Source organism: Hydrogenophaga sp. 70-12 (assembly GCF_001897365.1).
Taxonomy (GTDB): Bacteria; Pseudomonadota; Gammaproteobacteria; order Burkholderiales; family Burkholderiaceae_C; genus Hydrogenophaga; species Hydrogenophaga borbori.
The window spans coordinates 1-22,691 of record NZ_MKSS01000033.1 but is presented as its reverse complement, the minus strand read 5'-3'; the positions used below and the strand labels follow the sequence as shown (position 1 = coordinate 22,691).

Here is a 22,691-nt window from a genome sequence, read left to right as displayed (position 1 = left end):
TTCTGCGGCGCGTAGCGGGTGCCGTCGAACTTGGACGGGTCGTTGGGCCCGGCGATGGCGGCGCCGCTGAACAGCAGGCTGGCGAACAGGGGCGCGAGGGCGCGGCGGGTGAGGGGCATGGGGAGAGTCTCCGACAGTGTTGGAATGGGGGATCAACCAAGGGCTGAGCCGCCGACTGTAACGGGGCCGGTGGGAGGCGCTGGCGGAGACGGTGAGATTCGAACTCACGGACCCTTGCGGGTCGGCAGTTTTCAAGACTGCTGGTTTAAACCACTCACCCACGTCTCCGCAGAGGCTGGGATTCTAGTGCGCCGCGTCCGACAGCACACAGGGCCGGCGGGCCGAGGCTTTCAGGCCGGCTGCGCCGCCTTCAGCAGGCCGCGCGTTTCGATGAAGCGCACCACCTCGTCCAGGCCTTCGCGGGTCTTGAGGTTGGTCATCACCCAGGGCCGGCGCTGGGCGTCGGGGCGCATGCGCGCGGTGTCGGCCCTCATCACCTCCAGGTCGGCACCCACGTGCGGCGCCAGGTCGGTCTTGTTGATGACGAAGAGGTCGCTCTTGGTGATGCCGGGGCCGCCCTTGCGCGGGATCTTCTCGCCGGCCGCCACGTCGATGACATAGATGGTGAGGTCGCTCAGCTCGGGGCTGAAGGTGGCGGCCAGGTTGTCGCCGCCGCTTTCCACGAAGACGATGTCGGCCTCTGGAAAGCGCTCCAGCATGCGGTCGATGGCCTCGAGGTTGATGGAGGCGTCCTCGCGGATGGCGGTGTGCGGGCAGCCGCCCGTTTCCACGCCCAGGATGCGCTCGGCCGGCAGCGCGCCGCTCACGGTGAGCAGGCGCTGGTCTTCCTTGGTGTAGATGTCGTTGGTGATGGCGATGAGGTCGTGGCGTTCGCGCATGGCCTTGCACAGCATCTCCAGCAGGGTGGTCTTGCCCGAGCCCACCGGGCCGCCGATGCCCACGCGCAGCGGGGGCAGGGGCTTGGTGCGGTTCGGGATGTGGTGCAGTGGTGTTGTGTTCATGATCGGAACAGGCGTGAGTACTGGGTTTCGTGGCGCGCCGAGAGGATGGCGAGCATGGGGGTAAAGGCCTGGCGCTGGTCGTCGGTGCCGCGCGCGATGGCCTCGTCGACGGCGGCGGGGATCTCGCCCACGAGGCGCGCGAGCAGGCGCTGGCCCATGCCCTGGCCCAGGGGCACGGCCTTGATGGCGGCCTGCACCATGTTCTCGGCCCAGCCGAAGGCCAGGCCGATGAGGGCCTCGCGCACGCTGGCCTCGCCCTGCGCGGCGGCGCAGGCGGCGGCCAGGGGCCAGGTGGGCGGGTTCAGCCCGGCCCGCGTCAGCGCGGCGCGCACGGCTTCGCCGTGTTCGCCCAGGGCCTGGGCCCAGGCGAGCAGGGACCGGCCCATCTGCTCGGTCTGCAGGCGCAGTTCGCTGGTTTCGCGCGTGTTCAGCACCCATTGGTTCAGGGCGCGCACGCGGTCCAGGTCGTGCGCGCGCCAGGCGCCCACGGCCTCGGCCATCACCGCCAGGTCGCTGCGGGACTGGCCCAGGTGCAGTTGGTCGATGAGCCAGTTGGCCACGCCGGCCTCGTCTTTGGCCAGGCCGGCGTCGATCGCGGCCTCCAGGCCTTCGGAGTAGGAGAAGCCCCCCACCGGCAGGGCCGGCGAGGCCAGCCACAGCGTGCGCAGCAGGCCCGCGTCAGTGGTCGTGCGGATGGCCGTGGTGGTGCTCATGGGGGGCGTGGCCGTGCGAATGGCCGTGCGAGTGGCCAGGCGAATGGCCGTGGTCCTGCCCGCCGTAGGCCCCGCCCTCGGGCTCGAAGGCCTCGCTCACTTCGGTCACGTCCAGGTGCAGGGCGCGCAGCATCTCGGCCAGCACGTGGTCGGGCTCGATTTTCAGGTGATCGGGCTTCAGTTCGATGGGCACATGGCGGTTGCCCAGGTGGTAGGCCGCGCGCATCAGGTCAAAGGCCTGCGCCGCCTGGGGGTGCGCCGGGCAGGCGGTGATGCGCAGCACCGGCTGGGGCGCGGCGATCACGCGCACCAGCTCGCCCTCGGCCGTGAGCAGCGCGTCGCCACCGCGCACCACGCGGCCGCGCGGCAGGAAGACCGCGAGCGCGCGGCCGTCGCTCAGCACGGTGTCGAAGCGGCTCTTCTGGCGCACGTCCCAGTCGAGCTCGACCGTGGGCGCGCGCTTGAGCAGCACGGACGCCAGGCCCTGGCCCTGGGCGATGAGTCGGGAGGCGTGCAGCATCAGAACAGGAAGTAGCGCTGCGCCAGGGGCAGCGCGGTGGCGGGTTCGCAGGTGAGCAACTGGCCGTCGGCGCGCACGCGGTAGGTCTGGGCGTCGATCTCCATGGTGGGCAGCCAGGCGTTGTGCACCATGTGGGTCTTGTTCACGCCGCGGCAGCCCCGCACGGCGGACAGGGTCTTGCGCAGGCCATAGCGCTCACCCACGCCGGCGTCCAGCGCGGCCTGCGAGACGAAGCTCAGGCTGCCGCGCGCGAGCGCGCCGCCGTAGGCGCCGAACTGCGGGCGAAAGTGCACCGGCTGCGGCGTGGGAATGGAGGCGTTGGGGTCGCCCATGGCGGCCAGCGCGATGCTGCCGCCCTTGAGCACGATGAAGGGCTTGACGCCGAAGAAGGCCGGCTTCCACAGCACCAGGTCGGCCCACTTGCCCGCCTCCAGCGAGCCCACGGTGTGCGAGATGCCGTGGGCGATGGCGGGGTTGATGGTGTACTTGGCGATGTAGCGCTTGACGCGGAAGTTGTCGTGGCGCGACGGGTCTTCGGGCAGGGTGCCGCGCTGCAGCTTCATCTTGTGTGCGGTCTGCCAGGTGCGCAGGATCACCTCGCCCACGCGGCCCATGGCCTGGCTGTCGCTGCTCATCATGCTGATGGCGCCCAGGTCGTGCAGGACGTCCTCGGCCGCGATGGTTTCCTTGCGGATGCGGCTCTCGGCGAAGGCCAGGTCCTCGGGGATGGCGGCGTCCAGGTGGTGGCACACCATGAGCATGTCGACGTGTTCGTCGAGCGTGTTCACGGTGTAGGGCATGGTGGGGTTGGTGGAGGAGGGCAGGAAGTTCTTCTCGCCCACCACGCGCAGGATGTCGGGCGCGTGGCCGCCGCCCGCGCCTTCGGTGTGGAAGGCGCACAGGGTGCGGCCCTTCGTGGCCTCGATGGTGTTCTCCACGAAGCCCGATTCGTTGAGCGTGTCGCTGTGGATGGCGACCTGGGTGTCGGTCTCCTCGGCCACGGCCAGGCATTGGTCGATGGCCGCGGGCGTGGTGCCCCAGTCCTCGTGCAGCTTGAGGCCGATGACGCCGGCGTGGACCTGTTCGCGCAGCGCGTCGGGCCGGCTGGCGTTGCCCTTGCCGAGGAAGCCGATGTTCATGGGCAGGCCATCGGCCGCCTGCAGCATGCGCTCGATGTGCCAGGGCCCGGGCGTGCAGGTGGTGGCGAAGGTGCCCGTGGCCGGGCCGGTGCCGCCGCCCAGCATGGTGGTCACGCCCGAGGCCAGGGCTTCGTCGACCTGCTGCGGGCAGATGAAGTGGATGTGGCTGTCGATGCCGCCGGCGGTGACGATCAGGCCTTCGCAGGCGATGACCTCGGTGCCGGGGCCGATGACGATGTCCACGCCGGGCTGCGTGTCGGGGTTGCCGGCCTTGCCGATGGCGGCGATGCGCCCGTCCTTGAGGCCGATGTCGGCCTTGACGATGCCCCAGTGCTCGACGATGAGGGCGTTGGTGAGCACGGTGTCGACGGCGCCCTGCGCGCGCGAGCGCTGCGACTGCGCCATGCCGTCGCGGATGGTCTTGCCGCCACCGAACTTCACTTCTTCGCCGTAGCCGCCCGCGGCCAGGGTGAAGTCGCGCTCGACCTCGATAATCAGGTCGGTGTCGGCCAGTCGCACGCGGTCGCCCACGGTGGGGCCGAACATGTCGGCGTAGGCGCGTCGTCCAATGCTCGCCATCAGAGGGGTCCTTGTAGGAGGCCGCGAAAGCCGAACACCACGCGGTCGCCGGCGTAGTCCACCAGTTCCACCGTGCGCTGCTGGCCGGGCTCGAAGCGCACGGCGGTGCCGCTGGCGATGTTCAGGCGTTTGCCGCGCGCGGCGGCGCGGTCGAAGTCGAGCGCGCCGTTGGTTTCGGCGAAGTGGTAATGCGAGCCGACCTGGATGGGCCGCGTCGCGGTGTTCTTCACCACCAGCGTGAGCGCGGGCCGCCCTGGGTTGAGGGCGTGCTCGCCCTCGGCGATGAGGTATTCACCGGGTGTCATGGCCGTCAACCCGCGAGCAGGCCCCAGCCCATGTTCAGGCCCATCAGGGCCACCACGGCGCCGGCCGCGCGCGTCCACCACACGCTGTGGTGCCGCAGCCGCCGGCCCAGGGCGATGCCGGCCCCGTGGAGCAGGGCCGTGCCCGCCACCATGCCGGCCAGGGCGGCCAGCCCGCCGAGTTCCTGTCCGTGCGCCGCGCCGTGGAACAGCGCGAAGCCGCCCACCAGCAGCGCGCCCGCCGCCTCCGGCAGCCTCGCGCGCGCCGCCAGCAGCAGGCCCACCACCAGCAGCGAAGCCGCGATCATGGGTTCGACGGCGGGGAATCCAATGCCCCCGTGCGCGAGCAGGGCGCCGGCCAGCAGCGTGAGCGCGAAGGCGAGGGGGGCGGTCCAGGCACGGCGCGTGGTGGCCGCGCTCCACACGCCCACGGCCACCATCGCGGCCAGGTGGTCTGGGCCGGTGATGGGGTGCAGCAGGCCGGCGAAGAAACCGTGGTGGCCGTGGCCATCGGCCCCCACGTGGGCCAGGGCGATCGATCCCGTGCCCGCGAGTGCGGCGGCGCCCAGGGCCTTGATCCAGTGGTGTTGTGTCATGCGTGTGTCTCCTCGTTCATGGAATCGGTTGGTGGACGGTGACCAGCTTGGTGCCATCGGGGAAGGTGGCTTCTACCTGGATGTCGGGAATCATCTCGGCCACGCCGTCCATCACGTCGGCGCGCGTGAGCACCTCGCGGCCCGCGCTCATGAGCTGCGCCACGGTCCGGCCGTCGCGCGCGCCCTCCATCACGGCGGCGGTGATCAGGGCGATGGCCTCGGGGTGGTTGAGCTTGAGGCCGCGCGCGCGGCGGCGCTCGGCCAGCAGGGCGGCGGTGAAGATGAGCAGCTTGTCCTTCTCGCGCGGGGTCAGGTCCATGGGGGTCGATTTCTCCTGCGGGCCGGGTCAGCAAGACGCATACCCGGTGAGGGTAGTGGCATGAAAGCTGCAGCGCCAGCCCCGTGAACGCCTCGCCCGCCGATCCCGCCGCCGCCGCGCCCGACGCCCCGCAGCGCATCATCAAGGTGCGGCGCGACTACAACAGCTGGGTCGGCAGCGAGACCCTGGAAGACTACGCGCTGCGCTACACGCCGCAGCGCTTTCGCAAGTGGAGCGAATGGCGGGTGGCCAACACCGCCTTCGGCGTGGCCTCCTTCCTGGTGCTGGAAGCGGTGGGCGCCACATTGCTGCTCAGCGTCGGCTTCACCAATGCGGCGCTGGCCATCCTCGCCACGGGCCTGATCATCTTCCTCGCCGGCCTGCCCATCAGCGTCTATGCGGCGCGCCACGGCGTGGACATGGACCTGCTCACGCGCGGCGCGGGCTTCGGCTACATCGGCTCGACCATCACCTCGCTCATCTACGCCTCCTTCACCTTCATCTTCTTCGCGCTGGAGGCCGCCGTCATGGCCTACGCGCTGGAGCTGGCGCTGGACATCCCGCCCGCCTGGGGCTACCTGATCTGCGCGCTGGTGGTGATTCCGCTGGTGACGCACGGGGTGTCGGCGATCAGCCGCTTCCAGATGTGGACCCAGCCGCTGTGGCTGGTGATGATGGTGGTGCCGTTCGTGGCCGTCGCGGTGCACGCGCCCGCGACCTTCCGCGAGGTGGTGCACTACGCGGGTGCGTCCGGCACCGCGATGGGCTTCGACTGGCACCTGTTCGGTGCGGCACTCACGGTGGGCATCGCGCTGATCACGCAGATGGGCGAGCAGGCCGACTACCTGCGCTTCATGCCGGCGCGCCAGCCCGGCCGGGGCCTGCGCTGGTGGGCGGGGGTCATCGCCGGCGGGCCGGGCTGGGTGCTGATCGGGGTGCTCAAGATGCTTGGCGGCGCGCTGCTCGCCTACCTGGCCATCCGCCACAGCGTGCCGGCCGAGCGCGCTGTCGACCCGAACCAGATGTACCTGGCCGCCTACGACTTCCTGCTGCCCCATGGCTGGGCGGTGGCGGCCACGGCGCTGTTCGTGGTGGTCTCGCAGCTCAAGATCAACGTCACCAACGCCTACGCGGGGTCGCTGGCCTGGAGCAACTTCTTCTCGCGCCTCACGCACAGCCACCCGGGCCGCGTGGTCTGGGTGGTGTTCAACACCTTCATCGCCTTCCTGCTGATGGAGATGAACGTGTTCCAGGCCCTGGGCCAGGTGCTGGGCGTGTACGCCAACATCGCCATCGCCTGGATCATGGCCGTGGTGGCCGACCTGATCGTCAACAAGCCCCTGGGCCTGAGCCCGCCCGGCATCGAGTTCAAGCGCGCCCACCTGTACGACATCAACCCCGTGGGCGTGGGCGCCATGGCGCTGGCCTCGGTGGTGTCGATCACCGCGCACCTGGGCGTGATGGGGCCCACGGCCGAGGCCTTCTCGGCCGTGATCGCGATGGTCACGGCCTTCCTGGCCGCGCCGGCGATCGCCTGGCTGACCCGGGGGCGCTTCTATCTCGCGAGGCCGTCTGGCCCGCAGACACCGCAGAGCCGGCGCCGCCAGGCCGCCGGTGTGGCCCCCATTCAAGTGGGCGGGGCCAGCGCTGCCGCCGGGGGCGTCTGCGTCATCTGTGAACAGGTCTACGAAGGGCCCGACATGGCCCATTGCCCGGCCTACCAGGGGCCCATCTGCTCCCTGTGCTGCACGCTGGACGCGCGCTGCGGCGACCTGTGCAAGCCGCACGCGCGCCTGTCGGTGCAGTGGAACGGCGCCCTGCGCCGCCTCTTGCCCCGGCGGGCCTGGCCCTACCTGGACGCCGGCCTGGCGCACTACCTGCTGCTCATGCTCATCGTGGCGCCGCTGCTGGCGGCCGTGCTCGGGCTGCTGTACCGGCAGGAGGTGCAGTCCCTGGCGGCGACCCTGGGTGGCGGCAGCGCCTCCCTGCTCGACACCGCGCTGCGCTCGGGCTTCCTGCGCGTGTACGCCGTGCTGCTGCTGATCGCCGCCACGGTGGCCTGGTGGCTGGTGCTGGCGCACAAGAGCCGCGAGGTGGCGCAGGAGGAGTCGAACCGGCAGACCCACCTGCTGATGCGGGAGATCGAGTCGCACCGCCGCACCGACGAGGCCCTGCAGCAGGCGCGCCACGCGGCCGAGCAGGCCAACCAGGCCAAGACGCGCTACATCAGCACCATCAGCCACGAACTTCGCACGCCGCTCAACAGCATCCTGGGCTACGCGCAGCTGCTGCAGGAGGACAGCGGCCTGGCGCCGCACCGCGCCCAGGCCATCCGGGTCATCCACCGCGGCGGCGAACACCTGCTGTCGCTCATCGAGGGCACGCTGGACATCGCGCGCATCGAGGCCGGCAAGTTCGCGCTCGACGTCAAACCCATGGCCTTCGCGGCCACGCTGGCCGAGGTGGCGGGCCTGTTCGAGCTGCAGGCCGCGGCCAAGGGCCTGCGCTTCGTCTACGACACCGACGGCCGCCTGCCCGAGGCCGTGCGCGCCGACGACAAGCGCGTGCGCCAGATCCTCATCAACCTGCTCGGCAACGCGGTGAAGTTCACGCAGACGGGCGAGGTGCGCCTTCGCGTGCGCCACGCGCGCGAAATGGCGCACTTCGAGGTGCACGACACCGGTCCCGGCATGGGCAGCGCCGATGTCGAGCGCGTGTTCGAGCCCTTCGCGCGCGGCGCGGGCGAGGCCGGTGAACGTTCTGGCGTGGTCGGCACCGGCCTGGGCCTGACCATCGCCAAGATGCTGACCGACCTGATGGGGGGTGAGCTCAGCGTGCGCAGCGCGCCGGGCCAGGGCAGCGTGTTCACCGTGCGCCTGTTCCTGCCCGAGATGCGCGGTGCGCTGCCCGTGCGCGAGCGCCTGGAGCTGCCGGCGGGCTACGAGGGCGAGCGCTGCCGCGTGCTGGTGGTGGACAACGAGGAGGCCGACCGCGAGCTGCTGCAGCGTTGGCTGGAGCCGCTGGGCTTCGAGGTGCAGCTGGCGCGCAGCGGCGACCACGCGCTGGAACTGCTGGCCGGCCTGCGACCCGGCGAGGCGCGCGCGCCGCACGCGGTGTTTCTCGACCTCGCCATGCCCGGCATCGACGGCTGGGAGACGCGCCGGCGCCTGCGCGCCGCCGGCTGGGCCGGGGTGCCGCTGGCCATCGTCTCGGCCAACGCCTTCGACAAGGGCCTGCACAGCGAACTGGGGCCCGGCGAGGCCCTGGCGCCGCAGGACTTCTTCGTCAAGCCGGTGCGGCGTTCGGAACTGCTGGCCTGGCTGGCGCAACGGCTGAACCTGCGCTGGACCGAGGCGGCCGCGGCGCCCGAGCCACCGCCGCTGGCGCGGCCCGAGGCAGCGCTCCCGGCGCGTGAGGAGATCGCGCCGCTGCTGGAACTGGTGCGCCTGGGCTACACGCGCGGCATCCTGCAGTGGCTGGACGACTGGGTGCGGCGGCGGCCGGAGCGCGCGGGTCAGGCCGCCGCGCTGGCCACGCTGGCGCGTGAGTTTCGTTTCGAGGCCATCGAACGGCAGCTGGGGCAGGACCGTGTCTGAGGCCATCGACCCGCAGCGCCTGTCGCCCCGCCTGCCGCGCGGTGAGCACCGCGTGGTGCTGCTGGTCGACGACGCGCCCGACAACCTGGCGCCCTTGCACGACGCGCTGGACGGCGCCGGCTACACCGTGCTCGTGGCGCTCGACGGCGAGAGCGCCATCCGCCGCGCGCAGCAGGCCCTGCCCGACATGGTGCTGCTCGACGCGCTGATGCCCGGCATCGACGGCTTCGAGGTGGCGCGCCGCCTCAAGGCCGATGCGCTGACGGCCGCCACGCCCATCATCTTCATGACCGGCCTGACCGAGCCCGAGCACCTGGAGGCCGCGTTCGAGGCCGGTGGCGTGGACTACGTGACCAAGCCGGTCAAGCCGCGCGAGGTGATGGCCCGCATGGCCCTGCACCTGCGCCAGGCGCGCCAGGCCCGCGACGGCGCGCGCGAGCGCAGCCAGGCGCGCCACGCGCTCGACGCCTTCGGCTACGCCACCATCACCGTGCGCGCCAGCGACGGCCGCCTGCTGTGGCAGACACCGCTCGCGCGCGAGCTGCTGCGCCAGCACGGCGGCGGCGATTCGGTGCACGCGCCCGAGGCGGTGCTGCACTGGCTGCGCCGCCACCTGGCCGACGCCCAGGCCCTGCGCGAGCCGCCCCGGCTCACGCTGCAGAACGGTCCGCGCCGCCTGAGTTTTCGCCTGCACCAGCGCGTGGGCGACGAGGACGGCGATCCCCTGGGCCAGGGCGACTGGCTGATCGTGATGCAGGAGACCTCGGACGAATCCGCCTTCAGCGCGCTGTCGCAGGCCTTCGGCCTGACCGCGCGCGAGGCCGAGGTGCTCTACTGGGTCGTCAAGGGCAAGATCAACCGCGACATCGCCGACATCCTGGGCGCCAGCCCGGCCACGGTGAAGAAGCACCTGGAGCGCATCCACGCCAAGATGGGCGTGGAAACGCGCACGGCGGCGGCGGCGATGGCGATGCAGCGGGTGCGGCAGCTGGAGACGCTGAGGGGCTGAGGGGCGGGCCGCGCTTGGCGGACAATTCGCGTTCGCCGCCCCGTTCCCGCCATGCGACTGCGCACCAAGATCCTCCTGCTGGCCATCCTGCCGATGCTGGCCGCGCTCGCGCTCATCGCCCTGGCCGTGCAGCAGCAGGAGCGCGCGCTGGCGCAGCGCGAGCACGCCCTGGTCGAGCGCGCCTACATGGACGCGCGGCGCAGCGAGCTGCGCAGCTATGTGGACCTGGCCGTGAGCACGGTGCAGCCGCTCTACGACCGGCGCGGCGGCGAGGCGGAGCGGGAACAGGCCCTGCGCCTGCTGGCCTCGCTCGACTACGGCCCCGACGGCTATTTCTTCGTCTACGACCTCCAGGGCAAGGTGCTGATGCATTCGCGCCAGACCGAACTCGTGGGCCAGAACCTGTGGGAGCTGCGCGACCCGCAGGGCCGGCCCACCATCCAGCGCCTGATCGCCCAGGCGCGCGCGGGCGGCGGTTTCGTCGACTACCTGTGGCAACAGCCCTCCAGCGGCCTGGTCAAACCCAAGCTGGGCTACGTCATCGCGCTCGAGCGCTGGGGCTGGATGATGGGCACCGGGCTCTACCTCGACGGCATCCAGGCCACGCTGTCGCAGCTGGAGCGCGAGGCCAACCGCAACATCGCCACCACGCTGCTGTGGATCGCCGGCATCGCAGGCTTCGGCATCGCCCTCATCAGCGCCAGCGGCCTGGCGCTCAACCTCAGCGAGCAGCGCGTGGCCGAGAACAAGCTGCGCCTGCTCGCGCGCCAGGTGCAGCAGTCGCAGGAGGACGAGCGCGCGCGCCTGGCGCGCGAGCTGCACGACGGCGTCAGCCAGACCCTGGTGTCGAGCAAGCTGCTGGTGGAGGCGGGCGCGGCCGATGGCGATCGCGAGTCCCTGGCGCGCGCCCTGCGCCAGCTCGAGAACAGCCTGGTGGAGGTGCGGCGCATCTCGCACCGCCTGCGCCCCGCCTTGCTCGACAACCTGGGCCTGCCCGCCGCGCTGCAGCACCTGGCGCGCGAGGTCGAAGACGCCAGCGGCCTGGCGGTGGCCGTGCGCCTGGAGGGCGCGCCGCGCGAGCTGGGCGACGAGGTCAAGACGGCGCTGTTTCGCATCGCCCAGGAGGGCCTGACCAATGTGGTCAAGCACGCGCAGGCCCGCCAGGTCGAGTTGCTGCTGGGCTTTGGCGCCGGTGGCGCGCTGCGCCTGAGCCTGACCGACGACGGCCGCGGCTTCGACGAGCAGGCCGTGCAGCTCGACCCGGAGCGCGGTATTGGCCTGCGCAACATGCGCGAGCGCCTGGCGGCCATCGGCGGGCGCCTGCGCATTCAGTCCGCGCCCGGCCATGGCACCCAGCTGGAGGCCGCGCTGCCCGCCTGAGCCGTCCCATGAACGCCCCCGACACGCCCATCCGCATCCTGCTCGTCGATGACCACCCCATGGTGCGCGAGGGCCTGCGCGCGCGCCTGTCCAGCGTGCCGCGCCTGCAGGTGGTGGGCGAGGCGGGCGACGCCGCCGAGGCCCTGCGCCAGCTCGAACTGAGCCTGCCCGACGTGGTGCTGCAGGACGTGGGCCTGAAGGACGGCAACGGCATCGACCTGGTGCAGGCCATGCTGGCGCATCAGCCCACGCTGCGCGTGCTGATGTTCAGCATGTACGACAACCCCGAGTACGTGCAGCGCGCCTTGCTGGCGGGCGCGCGCGGCTACGTGCTCAAGGAAACGCCGGCCGAGGAGGTGCTGGCCGCCATCGACGCCGTGGTGGCGGGTGGCACCTTCCTCAGCCCCGCCGTCTCGCGCCGCCTGTTCCGCGGCCAGGCGCCGCGGCCCATGCTCACGCCGCGCGAAAGCCAGATCCTCAGCGCCCTGGGCCGCGGCGAATCGAGCAAGCAGATCGCCCAGGCCATGCACCTGAGCGTGCGCACCGTCGAGGCGCACCGCCAGAGCATCAAGCGCAAGCTGGGCATCGAGGGCCAGGCCGAGCTCATCAAGTACGCGGTGGAGCACGCGCGCGAAGCGCCCTGAGCCCACCGGCGCCGCCGCGCCGCGGGTGACCAAGGGTTTTCCCTTAAGTGGTGCCGCGAGGGATCGAACGTGGTGCAACGGATGCGCCACGGCGGTGCGCTGACCATACTGCCCGGCGCCTGGCGGCCCCGCCTTTTCCGGGGGCGGGGCTCAAGAGGAGACTGGCATGTCTGGACTGGGTCGCCACCTCGGGTGGTTTTTCGTGGCCGCGTTGGGCGCCTTCGCACTCGCGGCCGTGGCGCTGGGGCGCGGCGAGGCCGTCAGCGCCCTGTGGGTGGTGGTCGCCGCCGTCTGCGTTTACCTCATCGCCTACCGCTACTACAGCCTGTTCCTGGCCACCCGGGTGCTGGGCCTGGACGGCCAGCGCATGACCCCGGCCTGGCGCCACAACGACGGCCTGGACTACGTGCCCACGCACAAGTACGTGCTCTACGGCCACCACTTCGCCGCCATCGCGGGCGCCGGCCCGCTGGTGGGTCCGGTGCTGGCCGCGCAGATGGGCTACCTGCCCGGGTTGCTGTGGATCCTGGCCGGCGTGGTGTTCGCCGGCGCGGTGCAGGACTTCATCGTGCTGTTCATCTCCACGCGCCGCGACGGCCGCTCGCTGGGCGACCTGATCAAGCAGGAGATGGGCACGGTGCCCGGTCTGATCGCGCTGTTCGGCGCCTTCATGATCATGATCATCATCCTCGCGGTGCTGGCGCTGATCGTGGTCAAGGCCCTGGCCGAATCGCCCTGGGGCACCTTCACCGTGGCGGCCACCATTCCCGTGGCGCTGTTCATGGGCGTGTACCTGCGCTTCATCCGCCCCGGTCGCATCGGCGAGGTCTCGGTGATCGGCTTCGTGCTGCTCATGCTGGCCATCGTGGGCGGCCAGTGGGTGCACGAGAGCCCGGTCTGGGCGCCGCTGTTCACCTACGACGGCAAGGCACTGACCTGGATGCTCATCGGCTATGGCTTCGTGGCCGCCTCCATCCCGGTGTGGCTGCTGCTGGCGCCGCGCGACTACCTCTCCACCTTCCTCAAGATCGGCACCATCGTCGCGCTGGCCATCGGCATCGTGATCGTCGCCCCGCCGCTGCAGATGCCCGCCATGACGCAGTTCGCCGCCGGCAACGGCCCGGTGTGGTCGGGCAACCTGTTCCCCTTCCTGTTCATCACCATCGCCTGCGGCGCGGTGTCGGGTTTCCACGCGCTGATCTCCTCGGGCACCACGCCCAAGATGCTGGACAACGAGACCCATGCGCGCTTCATCGGCTACGGCGGCATGCTGGCCGAGTCCTTCGTCGCCGTCATGGCCCTGGTGGCCGCGGCCTGCATCGACCCCGGCGTCTACTTCGCCATGAACAGCCCGGCCGCGCTGGTGGGCAACACGCCCGAGCTGGTCGCGGCCAAGCTGTCCACCTGGGGCTTCGTGATCACGCCCGAGATGCTGGTGCAGACCGCCAGGGACGTGGGCGAGAACACCATCCTGGCGCGCGCGGGCGGCGCGCCCACGCTGGCCGTGGGCATGGCGCAGATCCTGCACCAGGTGGTGGGCGGCAAGACCATGATGGCCTTCTGGTACCACTTCGCCATCCTGTTCGAGGCCCTGTTCATCCTCACCGCCGTCGACGCCGGCACGCGCGCGGGCCGCTTCATGCTGCAGGACCTCATGGGCAGCTTCGTGCCCGCGCTCAAGCGCACCGACTCGCTGCCCGCCAACCTGATCGCCACCGCCCTGTGCGTGGCCGCCTGGGGCTACTTCCTGTACCAGGGCGTGGTCGACCCGCTGGGTGGCATCAACACCCTGTGGCCGCTGTTCGGCATCGCCAACCAGATGCTGGCCGCCGTGGCGCTGATGCTGGGCACCGTGGTGCTCTACAAGATGAAGAAGGACCGCTACGCCTGGGTCACCATGGCGCCCGCGGCCTGGCTGCTGGTCTGCACGCTGTCGGCGGGCTGGCTCAAGATCTTCTCCAGCGACCCCAAGGTGGGCTTCCTGTCCAACGCCCAGCGCTACGCCGACGCCATCCAGCAGGGCGCGCTGCTGGCGCCGGCCAAGACGGCAGAGGCCATGTCGCGCATCGTCTTCAACAACCGCCTCGACGCCGTGCTGTGCGGCCTGTTCATGTTCGTGGTGCTGAGCGTGCTGGTCTACAGCGTCAAGAGCATCTTCCAGGCGCGCGCCGAACGGCACGCCACCGCGAACGAGGTGCCCTTCGAAGCGCTGCCCGCCGGCGCCAACGCCGGTGCCTGACAACGCCCCACCCGGTGCCGGCCTGCTCGACGACATCGGGCGGGCCGGCCGCTACCTGACCCAGAGCTTTCGGCTCATGGTGGGCGTGCCCGACTACGGCAGCTACGTGGCCCACATGAAGGCCACGCACCCCGACCAGCCGCCCATGAGCTACGAGGCCTTCTTCCGCGAGCGCCAGGCCGCGCGCTACGGCTCGCGCATGGGGCGCTGCTGCTGACAGCGAGGCCGGGCGCGCCCTGTTCGGGCGCGGCCGCCCACCCACTCCGGGGCGCGTACGCCACCCGGCGTACATACGCCACCCCCGCTTCTTCCTAGCATCCGTTCCGTCCGCTGTCAGGGCTTTCGGGCCCGCCCCAGCGGCGCGAGTCCCGTCCCACGGGCCCCCAACGGATCCAGCTGGAGAAGCGCCATGTCGTCGAACACCTCCCAACCGCGTCGCCTGACGCTCAAGACCCTCGCGGCGGCCGCCACCGCCGCCTCGCTCGGCTTCACCGGCCTGAGCGCGCACGCCCAGGACACCATCAAGGTCGGCGTGCTGCACAGCCTGTCGGGCACCATGGCCATTTCGGAAACCGTGCTCAAGGACACGGTGCTCATGGCCATCGATGAGATCAACGCCAAGGGCGGCCTGCTGGGCAAGAAGCTCGAGCCCGTGGTGGTGGACCCGGCGTCCAACTGGCCCCTGTTCGCCGAGAAGACCAAGCAGCTGCTCACGCAGGACAAGGTCGCGGTGATCTTCGGTTGCTGGACCTCGGTCAGCCGCAAGTCGGTGCTGCCGGTGGTGGAAGAGAACAACGGCCTGTTGTTCTACCCCGTGCAGTACGAGGGCGAGGAGCTCAGCCCCAACGTGTTCTACACCGGCGCCGCGCCCAACCAGCAGGCCATTCCGGCGGTGGAGTACCTCATGAGCAAGGACGGCGGTTCCGCCAAGCGCTGGGTGCTGCTGGGCACCGACTACGTCTACCCGCGCACCACCAACAAGATCCTGCGCGCCTTCCTCAAGAGCAAGGGCGTGAGCGAGGCCGACATCATGGAGGAGTACACCCCCTTCGGCCACAGCGACTACCAGACCATCATCGCCAAGATCAAGAAGTTCGCGAGCGAGGGCAAGAAGACGGCCGTGGTGTCCACCATCAACGGCGACTCCAACGTGCCCTTCTACAAGGAACTGGGCAACGCCGGCCTCTCCGCCAAGGACGTGCCGGTGGTGGCCTTCTCGGTGGGCGAGGAAGAGCTGCGCGGCGTGGACACCAAGCCGCTGGTGGGCCACCTGGCCGCGTGGAACTACTTCATGAGCATCAAGAGCCCGGCCAACACGGCCTTCGTGAAGAAGTGGAGCGACTACGCCAAGGCCAAGAACATCGCCGGCCACAAGGACAAGCCCATCACCAACGACCCGATGGAGGCCACCTACATCGGCTTCAACATGTGGGCGCAGGCCGTGACCAAGGCCAAGAGCACCGACGTGGACAAGGTGCGCGAGGCCATGGCCGGGCAGACCTTCCCGGCCCCGGGCGGCTTCGTCTCCACCATGGACAAAGAGAACCACCACCTGCACAAGCCGGTGTTCATCGGCGAGGTGCGCGCCGACGGCCAGTTCAACGTGGTGTGGAAGACCCCGGGCCCGGTGGTGGCCGACCCGTGGAGCGACTACATCCCCGAGAACAAGGGCAAGAAGAACGTGCCCAGCAAGGCCGCCAAGGTGGCGTCCAAGTAAGCCGGTGGTGGAGGCCCGATGCGCGGTGTGATCGTCCGTTGCTGTGCCGCGTTGCTGGCCTGGTGCTGCCTGGCGGGACCCGCCCTGGCGTTGAGCGCGGCCGACGCGCTCGCGGTGGCGCGGGGCGACACGGACGAGCGCATCGCCGCCATCCACCGCCTCGCCGGTTCGGCCGACGGGCGCGCCGCGGCCTTGCTGCGTGCGCTCGCCACCGAGTCGCTGAAGTTCAGCGAGACCCAGGTCTTCATCGTCGAGGGCGAGCGCGCCCTCGACGCCCTCAGCGGCCAGCCCGCGGCGCTGCCCGATGCGGCCGAGGACGCGATGCTCAACAACCGGTTGCGCGGCGCGCTGGACACCGCCTTGGCCGGCATCGAGCTGTTCACCGCCGGTCCCGAGCGCCAGCGCGAGGCCGCGCGCAGCCTGCAGCGCAACGCCTTCAACGATCCCGACCCCGAAGGCCTGCCCCTGATTGAGAAAGCCCTGGCCACCGAGCTGGACGCGGGGGCGCGCCAGTCGCTGGAACTCGCGCAGGCGGCCCTGCAGCTGGCGAGCGAGGACCAGGCCCTTCGCCTGGCCGCCGCCACCAAGCTGGGCGAGGCGCGCCAGGCCATCGTGCGGCCCTTGATCGAGGAGCGGCTGAAGCACGAGGCCAGCGCCGACGTGAAGGCCGCGCTGACACGCTCGCTGGCGGCCATCGACCGCCGCCTGGCCCTGGCCAGCGGCCTGGGCCAGGCCTTCACCGGCATCAGCCTGGGCAGCATCCTGTTGCTCGCGGCGCTGGGCCTGGCCATCACCTACGGGCTCATGGGCGTGATCAACATGGCCCATGGCGAGCTCATCATGATCGGCGCCTACGCCACCTGGCTGGTGCAGGGCCTGTTCCGCCAGTACTGGCCCGAGGCGTTCGACTACTACCTGCTGCTGGCGCTGCCGGCGGCCTTCGCCGCCTCGGCCGCGGTGGGCGCGGTGATGGAGCGCACGGTGATCCGCTTCCTGTATGGCCGGCCGCTGGAAACCCTGCTCGCCACCTGGGGCCTGTCGCTGGTGCTGATGCAGCTGGTGCGCAGCCTGTTCGGCGCGCAGAACGTGGCGGTGGAAAACCCGAGCTGGATGAGTGGCGGCCTCACCGTGCTGGGCAGCCTGAGCCTGCCGTGGAACCGGCTCATCATTCTGGCCTTCGCGGCGGCGGTGCTGATCGGCGTGTCGCTGCTCATCGCGCGCACGCGGCTGGGCCTGTTCGTGCGCGGCGTGACCCAGAACCGGCCCATCGCCGCTTGCATGGGCGTGAACACCGCACGCATCGACACCTGGGCCTTCGCGCTGGGCTCGGGCATCGCGGGCCTGGCGGGCTGCGCGCTCTCGCAGATCGGCAACGTCGGCCCCGACCTCGGCCAGGCCTACATCGTCGACTCCTTCATGGTGGTGGTGCTGGGCGGCGTCGGCCAGCTGGCGGGCACCGTCTACGCGGCGCTGGGCCTGGGCCTGCTCAACAAGTTCATCGAAGGCTGGGCCGGCGCGGTGCTCGCCAAGATCGCGGTGCTGGTCTTCATCATCGTGTTCATCCAGAAACGCCCGCAAGGCATCTTCGCCCTCAAGGGAAGGAGCGTGGAAGCATGAGCCGGATGCCATCGCCCGCCACCGTGGTGCTGCCCGCGCGCGCGCCGCTGCTCACGCGCGCCGGCTGGAGCGCCTTCCTGGCCGCGCTGCTGGCCGTGTGCGCGCTGGCGCCGGTGCTCAACCTGCTGCTGCCCGCGGGCCACCCGCTGCACCTGAGCGACTACATGGTGAGCCTGGTCGGCAAGATCATGTGCTACGCCATCTGTGCGCTGGCCATGGACCTCATTTGGGGCTACAGCGGCATCCTCTCGCTGGGCCATGGGCTGTTCTTCGCGCTGGGTGGCTACATGATGGGCATGTACCTCATGCGCCAGATCGGCCGCGACGGCCAGTACCAGAGCGAGCTGCCGGACTTCATGGTCTTCCTGGACTGGAAGGAGCTGCCCTGGCACTGGGCGCTGTCGGACAGCTTCCTCGCCACGCTCGCGCTCATCGTGCTGGTGCCGGGCGGCGTGGCCTTCGTGTTCGGCTACTTCGCTTTCCGCTCGCGCATCAAGGGCGTGTACTTCTCCATCATCACGCAGGCCCTGACTTACGCCGCGCTGCTGCTGTTCTTCCGCAACGAGACCGGCTTCGGCGGCAACAACGGCTTCACCGACTTCAAGCGCATCCTGGGTGTTCCCATCGCCACGCCGTCCACGCGCATGGTGCTGTTCGTGCTCACGGGCCTCACGCTGCTGGGCTGCTTCCTGCTGGCGCGCTGGCTGGTGCGCAGCCCATACGGCCGCGTGCTGCAGGCCATCCGCGACGCCGAGAGCCGCACCATGTTCTGCGGCTACGACCCGCTGCCCTACAAGCTGAGCGTCTGGACGTTGTCGGCCGTGATGTGCGGCATCGCCGGCGCCCTGTATGTGCCGCAGGTGGGCATCATCAACCCGAGCGAGATGACGCCGGCCAACAGCATCGAGATCGCCGTCTGGGCGGCCGTGGGCGGGCGCGGCACGCTGATCGGGCCCATCGCCGGCGCCTTCCTGGTCAACGGCGCGAAGAGCTGGCTGACCGTGACCTTCCCCGAGTTCTGGCTCTACGTGCTGGGCGGCCTGTTCATCGCGGTGACGCTGTTCCTGCCGCAGGGCGTGGTGGGCCTGGTGAAGAAGCTGCGCCGGGGAGGTTCGGCATGACGCCCGACCTGATGCAGGCCGGCGCCGAGCGCCTGCAGCGCTTCGCGGGCGTCCTGCCCTCGGGCAACACCGCCTCGGGCGGCCGCGCGGCGGGCTTCGCGCGCCCCCTGGTGCCGGGCGAGGTGGACGTCACGCACGGCCGCATCCTGTACCTGGAGGACGTGCACGTCGCCTTCGACGGCTTCAAGGCCATCAACGGCCTGTCGCTGGACATCGCGCCCGGCGAGCTGCGCTGCATCATCGGCCCCAACGGCGCGGGCAAGACCACGATGATGGACATCATCACCGGCAAGACGCGGCCGGACCGGGGGACCGTGTTCTTCGGCTCCACCATCGACCTGCTGCGCCACCGCGAGGCCGAGATCGCCACGCTGGGCATCGGCCGCAAGTTCCAGAAGCCCACGGTGTTCGAGCGGCTCAGCGTCTACGAGAACCTGGAACTCGCGCTGGCGACCCACAAGCGCGTCTGGCCGTCCCTGCGCTTCCAGCCCAATGGCGAACAGCGCGACCGCCTGGCCGAGGTGCTGACGACCATCCACCTGGTCGAACACGTGGTGCGCCCCGCCGGAGAGCTGAGCCACGGCCAGAAGCAGTGGCTGGAGATCGGCATGCTGCTGATGCAGGACCCCAAGCTGCTGCTGCTCGACGAACCCGTGGCCGGCATGACCGACGAAGAGACCGAGCGCACCGCGCAGCTCTTCCTCTCGCTCAAGGGCCGGCACTCGCTGATGGTGGTGGAGCACGACATGGCCTTCGTGCGCGCCATCGCCGCCACGGTGACGGTGCTGTGCGACGGGGCCGTGCTCGCCCAAGGCACCCTCGACGAGGTGCAGGCCGACGAGCGCGTGATCGAGGTCTACCTGGGCCGCTGAAGGACTCCCCATGCTCGACGCAAGAGACATTCACCAGGCCTACGGCGGCAGCCACATCCTGCGCGGCGTGAACCTGCAGGCCCGCGCGGGCGAGGTGACGGTGGTGCTGGGCCGCAATGGCGTGGGCAAGACCACGCTGCTCAAGTGCCTGATGGGTCTGGTGCCCACCAAGAGCGGCGAAGTGGTGTTCGACGGCCAATCGGTGCGCGCCGCGCCGCCCTATGTGCGGGCGCGATTGGGCATGGGCTACGTGCCGCAGGGGCGTGAGATATTCGCGCGCCTGACCGTTCAGGAGAACCTGCAGATGGGCCTGGCCACGCGCCCCCTGGGCACGCCAGTGCCGCCGCAGCTGTTCGAGCTGTTCCCCGTGCTCCAACAGATGCTGGGCCGCCGCGGTGGCGACCTCTCGGGCGGCCAGCAGCAGCAGCTGGCCATCGCGCGCGCCCTGGCGAGCCGGCCCAAACTGCTGATCCTGGACGAGCCCACCGAGGGCATACAGCCCAACATCATCAAGGACATCGGCCGCGTGATCCGCCAGCTCGCCACGCGGGGCCTGGACGGCGAACCCATGGCCATCGTGCTGGTGGAGCAGTACTACGACTTCGCCGAGGCCCTGGCCGACCGCTACCTGGTGATGGAGCGTGGCGAGGTCATCGCCAGCGGGCCAGGCGGTGAGATGGCGCAGAAGGGCGTGCGGCAGCTGGTGGCCATCTGAGGCCGCGGCCTCCGCCCGGGGTCAGGGCCTGGTCCGGTGGTTCGGCCAGGTCCTGGCCAACCGCGCCGCCGACGGGGTCTCTGCGCACAGCCCCTGGGCGCCGGCGCACCATGGCATGCCTGGGTGGGCGCGGCGCGCGGCGCGTTCACCCGGACGTGCCTGCAGGAACGCCGCTTGCCGCGCGCATTGCCCATCAACTGTGTGAGGGCCCTGCCATGACGCACAAGCACCCACCCCCCGACCAGGCGCTGGCCGAGCACCCGAAGGACTACTCGGACCCCGAACTCAAGGAATACACCGACGAGTTCGCCCAGGACATCCTCGACGAGGTGACGCCCATCATGCCGCTGGTGCTGCCGCTGATGGCGGCGCTGCAGATGTTCATGCTGGCCTTCATCGCGGTGGTGATGGCCTGAGCCGGACGTGGGCGTGCGCCGCCGACGCCCGGCGCGCGCTCAGTCCGCGGTGATCTTGCGTTCCTTGATGACGGCGCCGAAGCGCTTGGAGTCGTCCATGCCGCGCTTGCCGAACTCGGCCGGCGACAGCGGCAGGGCCTCGCCGCCAAGGCTGATCATCTTCTCGCGCACGGCGGGCGTGGCCAGGATCTTGTTGATCTCGGTGTTCAGCCGCGCGATGACGGCCGGGGGCGTGCCGGCCGGCGCGTAGAAGCCGAACACCGTGTCGGCGTCGAAGCCCTTGAGGCCGGCCTCGTCCAGCGTGGGCACGTTGGGGAACAGCGGCGAGCGCTTGCTGCTGCCCACGGCCAGCAGCTTCAGGCGGCCGCTTTTGGCGTGCTGCAAGCCGATGCCCGGGTCGAAGGTGTAGTCGATCTGGTTGCCCAGCAGGTCGTTGAGCGCGGGCGCCGCGCCGCGGTAAGGCACGTGCACGGCGAACAGGCCGGCCTGGCTCTTGAACATCTCGCCGGCCAGGTGGGGCGAGCTGCCGTTGCCCGGCGAGCCGTAGCTGAGCTTGCCCGGGCGCGCCTTCACGTAGGCGATGAATTCCTGAATGTTGTTCACTTCCAGCCCGTTGCGCGCCATCAGGTAGACGGCGATGCGCGCGGCCGAGGCCACGGGCACCAGGTCCTTCGCGGGGTCGAAGGCCATCCTGGCGTAGAGGTGCGGGTTCACCGAGACCATGCCGCCCGAGGACAGCAGCAGGGTGTAGCCGTCGGCCGGCGACTTGGCCACGGCGTCGCCCGCCACGTTGCCGTTGGCGCCGGCGCGGTTCTCCACCACCACGGTCTGGCCCAGGGCGTCGGCCAGGGGGGTGGAGACCAGGCGCGCGATCTGGTCGGCCGCGCCGCCGGGCGCGAAACCCACGATCACCTTGACCGGCTTGTCGGGCCAAGCCTGCGCGAGCGCGGCGGGGGCGGCCAGCAGCGTGGCGGCGGCCAGGGCGGTGGCGGTGAGCAGGGATTTCATGCGGGTCTCCTGGATGTGTGTGTTGTGGATGGGAACGGAACTCAGTGGGCCTGCTTCTTCAGGCGCGGGTTGTGGTGCCAGCGGATGGGCTGGGCCTTGAGCGGGCGCGCGGGCGCGCCATGCTGCACCAGGGTGCGGTCGAGCGCGGTGCCGGCCTCGTCGGCCAGCGCGGCCTCGCGGGCCTGGGCCACGGCTTCCGCGGCGCCGGCCCTGGTGGCGTCGGACAGGTGGTCCACGATGTGCAGCAGGTTGTCCTTGCCGCGCTCGTTGGTGCTGCCGTAGCCCTTGATGAGCCGGCCGCATTTCGCCAGCTCCAGCCCCAGGCGCGCATCGGCGCGCGCGCCGGCTTCCACGGCCGCCAGCCAGCGGTCCATGAGCGCCTGTTCGGTGGCGAAGCGGCTGCCCAGGGGGCGCAGGCGCTTGGTGGCGGCCAGCGCGCGCAGCGCGAGCAGGCCCAGCACGCCGTGGCTGGACACCTTGAGCGGCAGCGCCCAGGGCGCCTGGCCGCGTTGCACGCGACGCTGGTCCCAGGCCAGCACGCGGCGCGCGAGGGACTCGGGCAGCATGGCGGCGAACTCGGGGGCGCCGGGCTTGAAGTGGTCGTAGACCCGCAGCAGGTCGCCGCTGCCGGCCTTGACCTCGCGGCGCACGCGCTCGGCGCGGCTGGCGCGCGCCTTGAGCTCGGCCACGCGAACGATGTCGTCGAAGGCCATCCACAGCGCGAGCCAGCGCGCGGCCTCGCGCGTGGCGGCGAAGCCCTGCGCGCCGGCCGGATCGCCCGCGCGCTCGGCGGCGAGCACGCGCTGCAGGCGCTCGAGGTAGCGCTGGCCGTAGGCGGCGTTCTGGTACTCAACGGCGCGCGCGTGGCCCAGGGCCAGGATGTCGTGCAGCGCAGTGGGGAAGGGCGCCAGCAGGGCGGTGGGCGTGGTGGTGGGCACCGGCGCTTCGGCGTCGTCGTTCATCACCTGCTCGACCCAGCGCGCCTGCTCGCGCTGCGCGCTCACCGCGTCGAAGGCGAGGGCGAAGCCGCGCAGGCTGGCCTTGGCGTGGCCGCCGGCACCGCCCACCACGGCCTCGTAGTCGGCGCGCGTGAAGGGCAGCAGGCCGCTGGCGGCGATGGCGCCCAGCATCACCGCGCTGACCACGGTGCCGGCCTCGCGCGTGAGC

The 22,691-nt window shown here is 70.8% G+C and carries 21 protein-coding genes and 1 tRNA gene; 12 read left to right on the top strand and 10 right to left on the bottom strand.

Going from position 1 to position 22,691, the window contains the following annotated elements; genetic code table 11:
- Positions 1-200: 200 nt before the first annotated feature.
- The 8 genes from BGO22_RS02430 to BGO22_RS02395 form a co-directional block, all read right to left on the bottom strand.
- Positions 201-288: transfer RNA gene (locus tag BGO22_RS02430), tRNA-Ser, on the bottom strand.
- 62 nt (positions 289-350) lie between these two features.
- Positions 351-1,022: an urease accessory protein UreG gene (ureG, locus tag BGO22_RS02425; RefSeq protein WP_070397467.1), complete on the bottom strand. Its 672-nt coding sequence runs from the start codon at positions 1,020-1,022 to the stop codon at positions 351-353.
- Positions 1,019-1,735, bottom strand: coding sequence for an urease accessory protein UreF (locus BGO22_RS02420; protein ID WP_070397468.1), 717 nt, complete (start codon positions 1,733-1,735; stop codon positions 1,019-1,021). Before BGO22_RS02420 ends, ureG begins: the two co-directional genes overlap by 4 nt.
- Positions 1,701-2,255 (bottom strand): urease accessory protein UreE, encoded by a 555-nt coding sequence (ureE, locus tag BGO22_RS02415; RefSeq protein WP_070397469.1) that lies wholly within the window; start codon positions 2,253-2,255, stop codon positions 1,701-1,703. The genes BGO22_RS02420 and ureE overlap by 35 nt, the downstream gene beginning before the upstream one ends.
- Positions 2,255-3,973 (bottom strand): urease subunit alpha, encoded by a 1,719-nt coding sequence (gene ureC / locus BGO22_RS02410; protein ID WP_070397470.1) that lies wholly within the window; start codon positions 3,971-3,973, stop codon positions 2,255-2,257. The genes ureE and ureC overlap by 1 nt, the downstream gene beginning before the upstream one ends.
- Positions 3,973-4,278: an urease subunit beta gene (locus BGO22_RS02405; RefSeq protein WP_070397471.1), complete on the bottom strand. Its 306-nt coding sequence runs from the start codon at positions 4,276-4,278 to the stop codon at positions 3,973-3,975. The genes ureC and BGO22_RS02405 overlap by 1 nt, the downstream gene beginning before the upstream one ends.
- Positions 4,279-4,283: 5 nt before the next feature.
- The gene (locus tag BGO22_RS02400; RefSeq protein WP_070397472.1) at positions 4,284-4,871 is read right to left on the bottom strand and encodes a HupE/UreJ family protein; all 588 of its coding nucleotides are present in this window, start codon (positions 4,869-4,871) and stop codon (positions 4,284-4,286) included.
- A gap of 16 nt (positions 4,872-4,887) precedes the next feature.
- Complete coding sequence (locus tag BGO22_RS02395) at positions 4,888-5,190, bottom strand: urease subunit gamma (protein ID WP_070397473.1); 303 nt, start codon at positions 5,188-5,190, stop codon at positions 4,888-4,890.
- Between the two features lie 83 nt (positions 5,191-5,273).
- On the opposite strand from BGO22_RS02395, the gene BGO22_RS02390 reads away from it, so the two are divergent.
- The 12 genes from BGO22_RS02390 (at position 5,274) to BGO22_RS02335 (ending at position 20,516) form a co-directional block, all read left to right on the top strand.
- Positions 5,274-8,786 carry an ATP-binding protein gene (locus BGO22_RS02390; protein WP_070397474.1) on the top strand — a complete coding sequence of 1,171 codons (3,513 nt, stop codon included), beginning with the start codon at positions 5,274-5,276 and terminating at the stop codon, positions 8,784-8,786.
- On the top strand, positions 8,779-9,795 hold the full coding sequence (locus BGO22_RS02385) for a response regulator (protein WP_070397475.1): 1,017 nt from the start codon (positions 8,779-8,781) through the stop codon (positions 9,793-9,795). The genes BGO22_RS02390 and BGO22_RS02385 overlap by 8 nt, the downstream gene beginning before the upstream one ends.
- Positions 9,796-9,846: 51 nt before the next feature.
- A complete protein-coding gene (locus BGO22_RS02380; RefSeq protein ID WP_070397476.1) occupies positions 9,847-11,175 on the top strand; it encodes a cache domain-containing protein in 1,329 nt (442 codons plus the stop codon).
- Between the two features lie 8 nt (positions 11,176-11,183).
- Positions 11,184-11,819 (top strand): response regulator, encoded by a 636-nt coding sequence (locus BGO22_RS02375; RefSeq protein WP_070397477.1) that lies wholly within the window; start codon positions 11,184-11,186, stop codon positions 11,817-11,819.
- Positions 11,820-11,985: 166 nt separating this feature from the next.
- Positions 11,986-14,058 carry a carbon starvation CstA family protein gene (locus BGO22_RS02370; protein WP_070397478.1) on the top strand — a complete coding sequence of 691 codons (2,073 nt, stop codon included), beginning with the start codon at positions 11,986-11,988 and terminating at the stop codon, positions 14,056-14,058.
- Positions 14,059-14,080: 22 nt separating this feature from the next.
- Positions 14,081-14,275, top strand: coding sequence for a YbdD/YjiX family protein (locus tag BGO22_RS02365; protein ID WP_070397764.1), 195 nt, complete (start codon positions 14,081-14,083; stop codon positions 14,273-14,275).
- A gap of 192 nt (positions 14,276-14,467) precedes the next feature.
- The gene (gene urtA / locus BGO22_RS02360; protein WP_070397479.1) at positions 14,468-15,775 is read left to right on the top strand and encodes an urea ABC transporter substrate-binding protein; all 1,308 of its coding nucleotides are present in this window, start codon (positions 14,468-14,470) and stop codon (positions 15,773-15,775) included.
- 18 nt (positions 15,776-15,793) lie between these two features.
- Positions 15,794-17,392, top strand: a complete 1,599-nt coding sequence (gene urtB, locus BGO22_RS02355; RefSeq protein WP_070397480.1) for an urea ABC transporter permease subunit UrtB — start codon at positions 15,794-15,796, stop codon at positions 17,390-17,392.
- The gene (urtC, locus tag BGO22_RS02350) at positions 17,389-18,513 is read left to right on the top strand and encodes an urea ABC transporter permease subunit UrtC (RefSeq protein WP_175442780.1); all 1,125 of its coding nucleotides are present in this window, start codon (positions 17,389-17,391) and stop codon (positions 18,511-18,513) included. Before urtB ends, urtC begins: the two co-directional genes overlap by 4 nt.
- A complete protein-coding gene (gene urtD, locus BGO22_RS02345; protein ID WP_070397481.1) occupies positions 18,510-19,385 on the top strand; it encodes an urea ABC transporter ATP-binding protein UrtD in 876 nt (291 codons plus the stop codon). Before urtC ends, urtD begins: the two co-directional genes overlap by 4 nt.
- A gap of 10 nt (positions 19,386-19,395) precedes the next feature.
- Positions 19,396-20,100 carry an urea ABC transporter ATP-binding subunit UrtE gene (gene urtE / locus BGO22_RS02340; protein WP_070397482.1) on the top strand — a complete coding sequence of 235 codons (705 nt, stop codon included), beginning with the start codon at positions 19,396-19,398 and terminating at the stop codon, positions 20,098-20,100.
- 215 nt (positions 20,101-20,315) lie between these two features.
- Complete coding sequence (locus BGO22_RS02335) at positions 20,316-20,516, top strand: hypothetical protein (RefSeq protein WP_070397483.1); 201 nt, start codon at positions 20,316-20,318, stop codon at positions 20,514-20,516.
- Between the two features lie 39 nt (positions 20,517-20,555).
- Here the strand turns inward: BGO22_RS02335 and BGO22_RS02330 are convergent, their stop codons facing one another.
- Together BGO22_RS02330 and BGO22_RS02325 are read right to left on the bottom strand one after the other, a co-directional pair.
- Positions 20,556-21,524 (bottom strand): tripartite tricarboxylate transporter substrate binding protein, encoded by a 969-nt coding sequence (locus tag BGO22_RS02330; protein WP_070397484.1) that lies wholly within the window; start codon positions 21,522-21,524, stop codon positions 20,556-20,558.
- 41 nt (positions 21,525-21,565) lie between these two features.
- On the bottom strand, positions 21,566-22,691 hold a 1,126-nt coding region (locus BGO22_RS02325), incomplete at its 5' end, for a DUF6537 domain-containing protein (protein ID WP_286848655.1).

Excerpts from the sequence above, each read along its gene's own strand:
- ureG (WP_070397467.1), bottom strand. The coding sequence starts at position 1,022 with ATGAACACAACACCACTGCACCACATCCCGAACCGCACCAAGCCCCTG.
- BGO22_RS02395 (WP_070397473.1), bottom strand. The coding sequence starts at position 5,190 with ATGGACCTGACCCCGCGCGAGAAGGACAAGCTGCTCATCTTCACCGCC.
- urtC (WP_175442780.1), top strand. The coding sequence starts at position 17,389 with ATGAGCCGGATGCCATCGCCCGCCACCGTGGTGCTGCCCGCGCGCGCG.
- urtA (WP_070397479.1), top strand. The coding sequence starts at position 14,468 with ATGTCGTCGAACACCTCCCAACCGCGTCGCCTGACGCTCAAGACCCTC.
- ureC (WP_070397470.1), bottom strand. The coding sequence starts at position 3,973 with ATGGCGAGCATTGGACGACGCGCCTACGCCGACATGTTCGGCCCCACC.
- BGO22_RS02380 (WP_070397476.1), top strand. The coding sequence starts at position 9,847 with ATGCGACTGCGCACCAAGATCCTCCTGCTGGCCATCCTGCCGATGCTG.
- urtE (WP_070397482.1), top strand. The coding sequence starts at position 19,396 with ATGCTCGACGCAAGAGACATTCACCAGGCCTACGGCGGCAGCCACATC.
- ureE (WP_070397469.1), bottom strand. The coding sequence starts at position 2,255 with ATGCTGCACGCCTCCCGACTCATCGCCCAGGGCCAGGGCCTGGCGTCC.
- BGO22_RS02370 (WP_070397478.1), top strand. The coding sequence starts at position 11,986 with ATGTCTGGACTGGGTCGCCACCTCGGGTGGTTTTTCGTGGCCGCGTTG.
- urtB (WP_070397480.1), top strand. The coding sequence starts at position 15,794 with ATGCGCGGTGTGATCGTCCGTTGCTGTGCCGCGTTGCTGGCCTGGTGC.
- BGO22_RS02375 (WP_070397477.1), top strand. The coding sequence starts at position 11,184 with ATGAACGCCCCCGACACGCCCATCCGCATCCTGCTCGTCGATGACCAC.
- BGO22_RS02400 (WP_070397472.1), bottom strand. The coding sequence starts at position 4,871 with ATGACACAACACCACTGGATCAAGGCCCTGGGCGCCGCCGCACTCGCG.
- BGO22_RS02420 (WP_070397468.1), bottom strand. The coding sequence starts at position 1,735 with ATGAGCACCACCACGGCCATCCGCACGACCACTGACGCGGGCCTGCTG.
- BGO22_RS02405 (WP_070397471.1), bottom strand. The coding sequence starts at position 4,278 with ATGACACCCGGTGAATACCTCATCGCCGAGGGCGAGCACGCCCTCAAC.
- BGO22_RS02335 (WP_070397483.1), top strand. The coding sequence starts at position 20,316 with ATGACGCACAAGCACCCACCCCCCGACCAGGCGCTGGCCGAGCACCCG.
- BGO22_RS02330 (WP_070397484.1), bottom strand. The coding sequence starts at position 21,524 with ATGAAATCCCTGCTCACCGCCACCGCCCTGGCCGCCGCCACGCTGCTG.
- urtD (WP_070397481.1), top strand. The coding sequence starts at position 18,510 with ATGACGCCCGACCTGATGCAGGCCGGCGCCGAGCGCCTGCAGCGCTTC.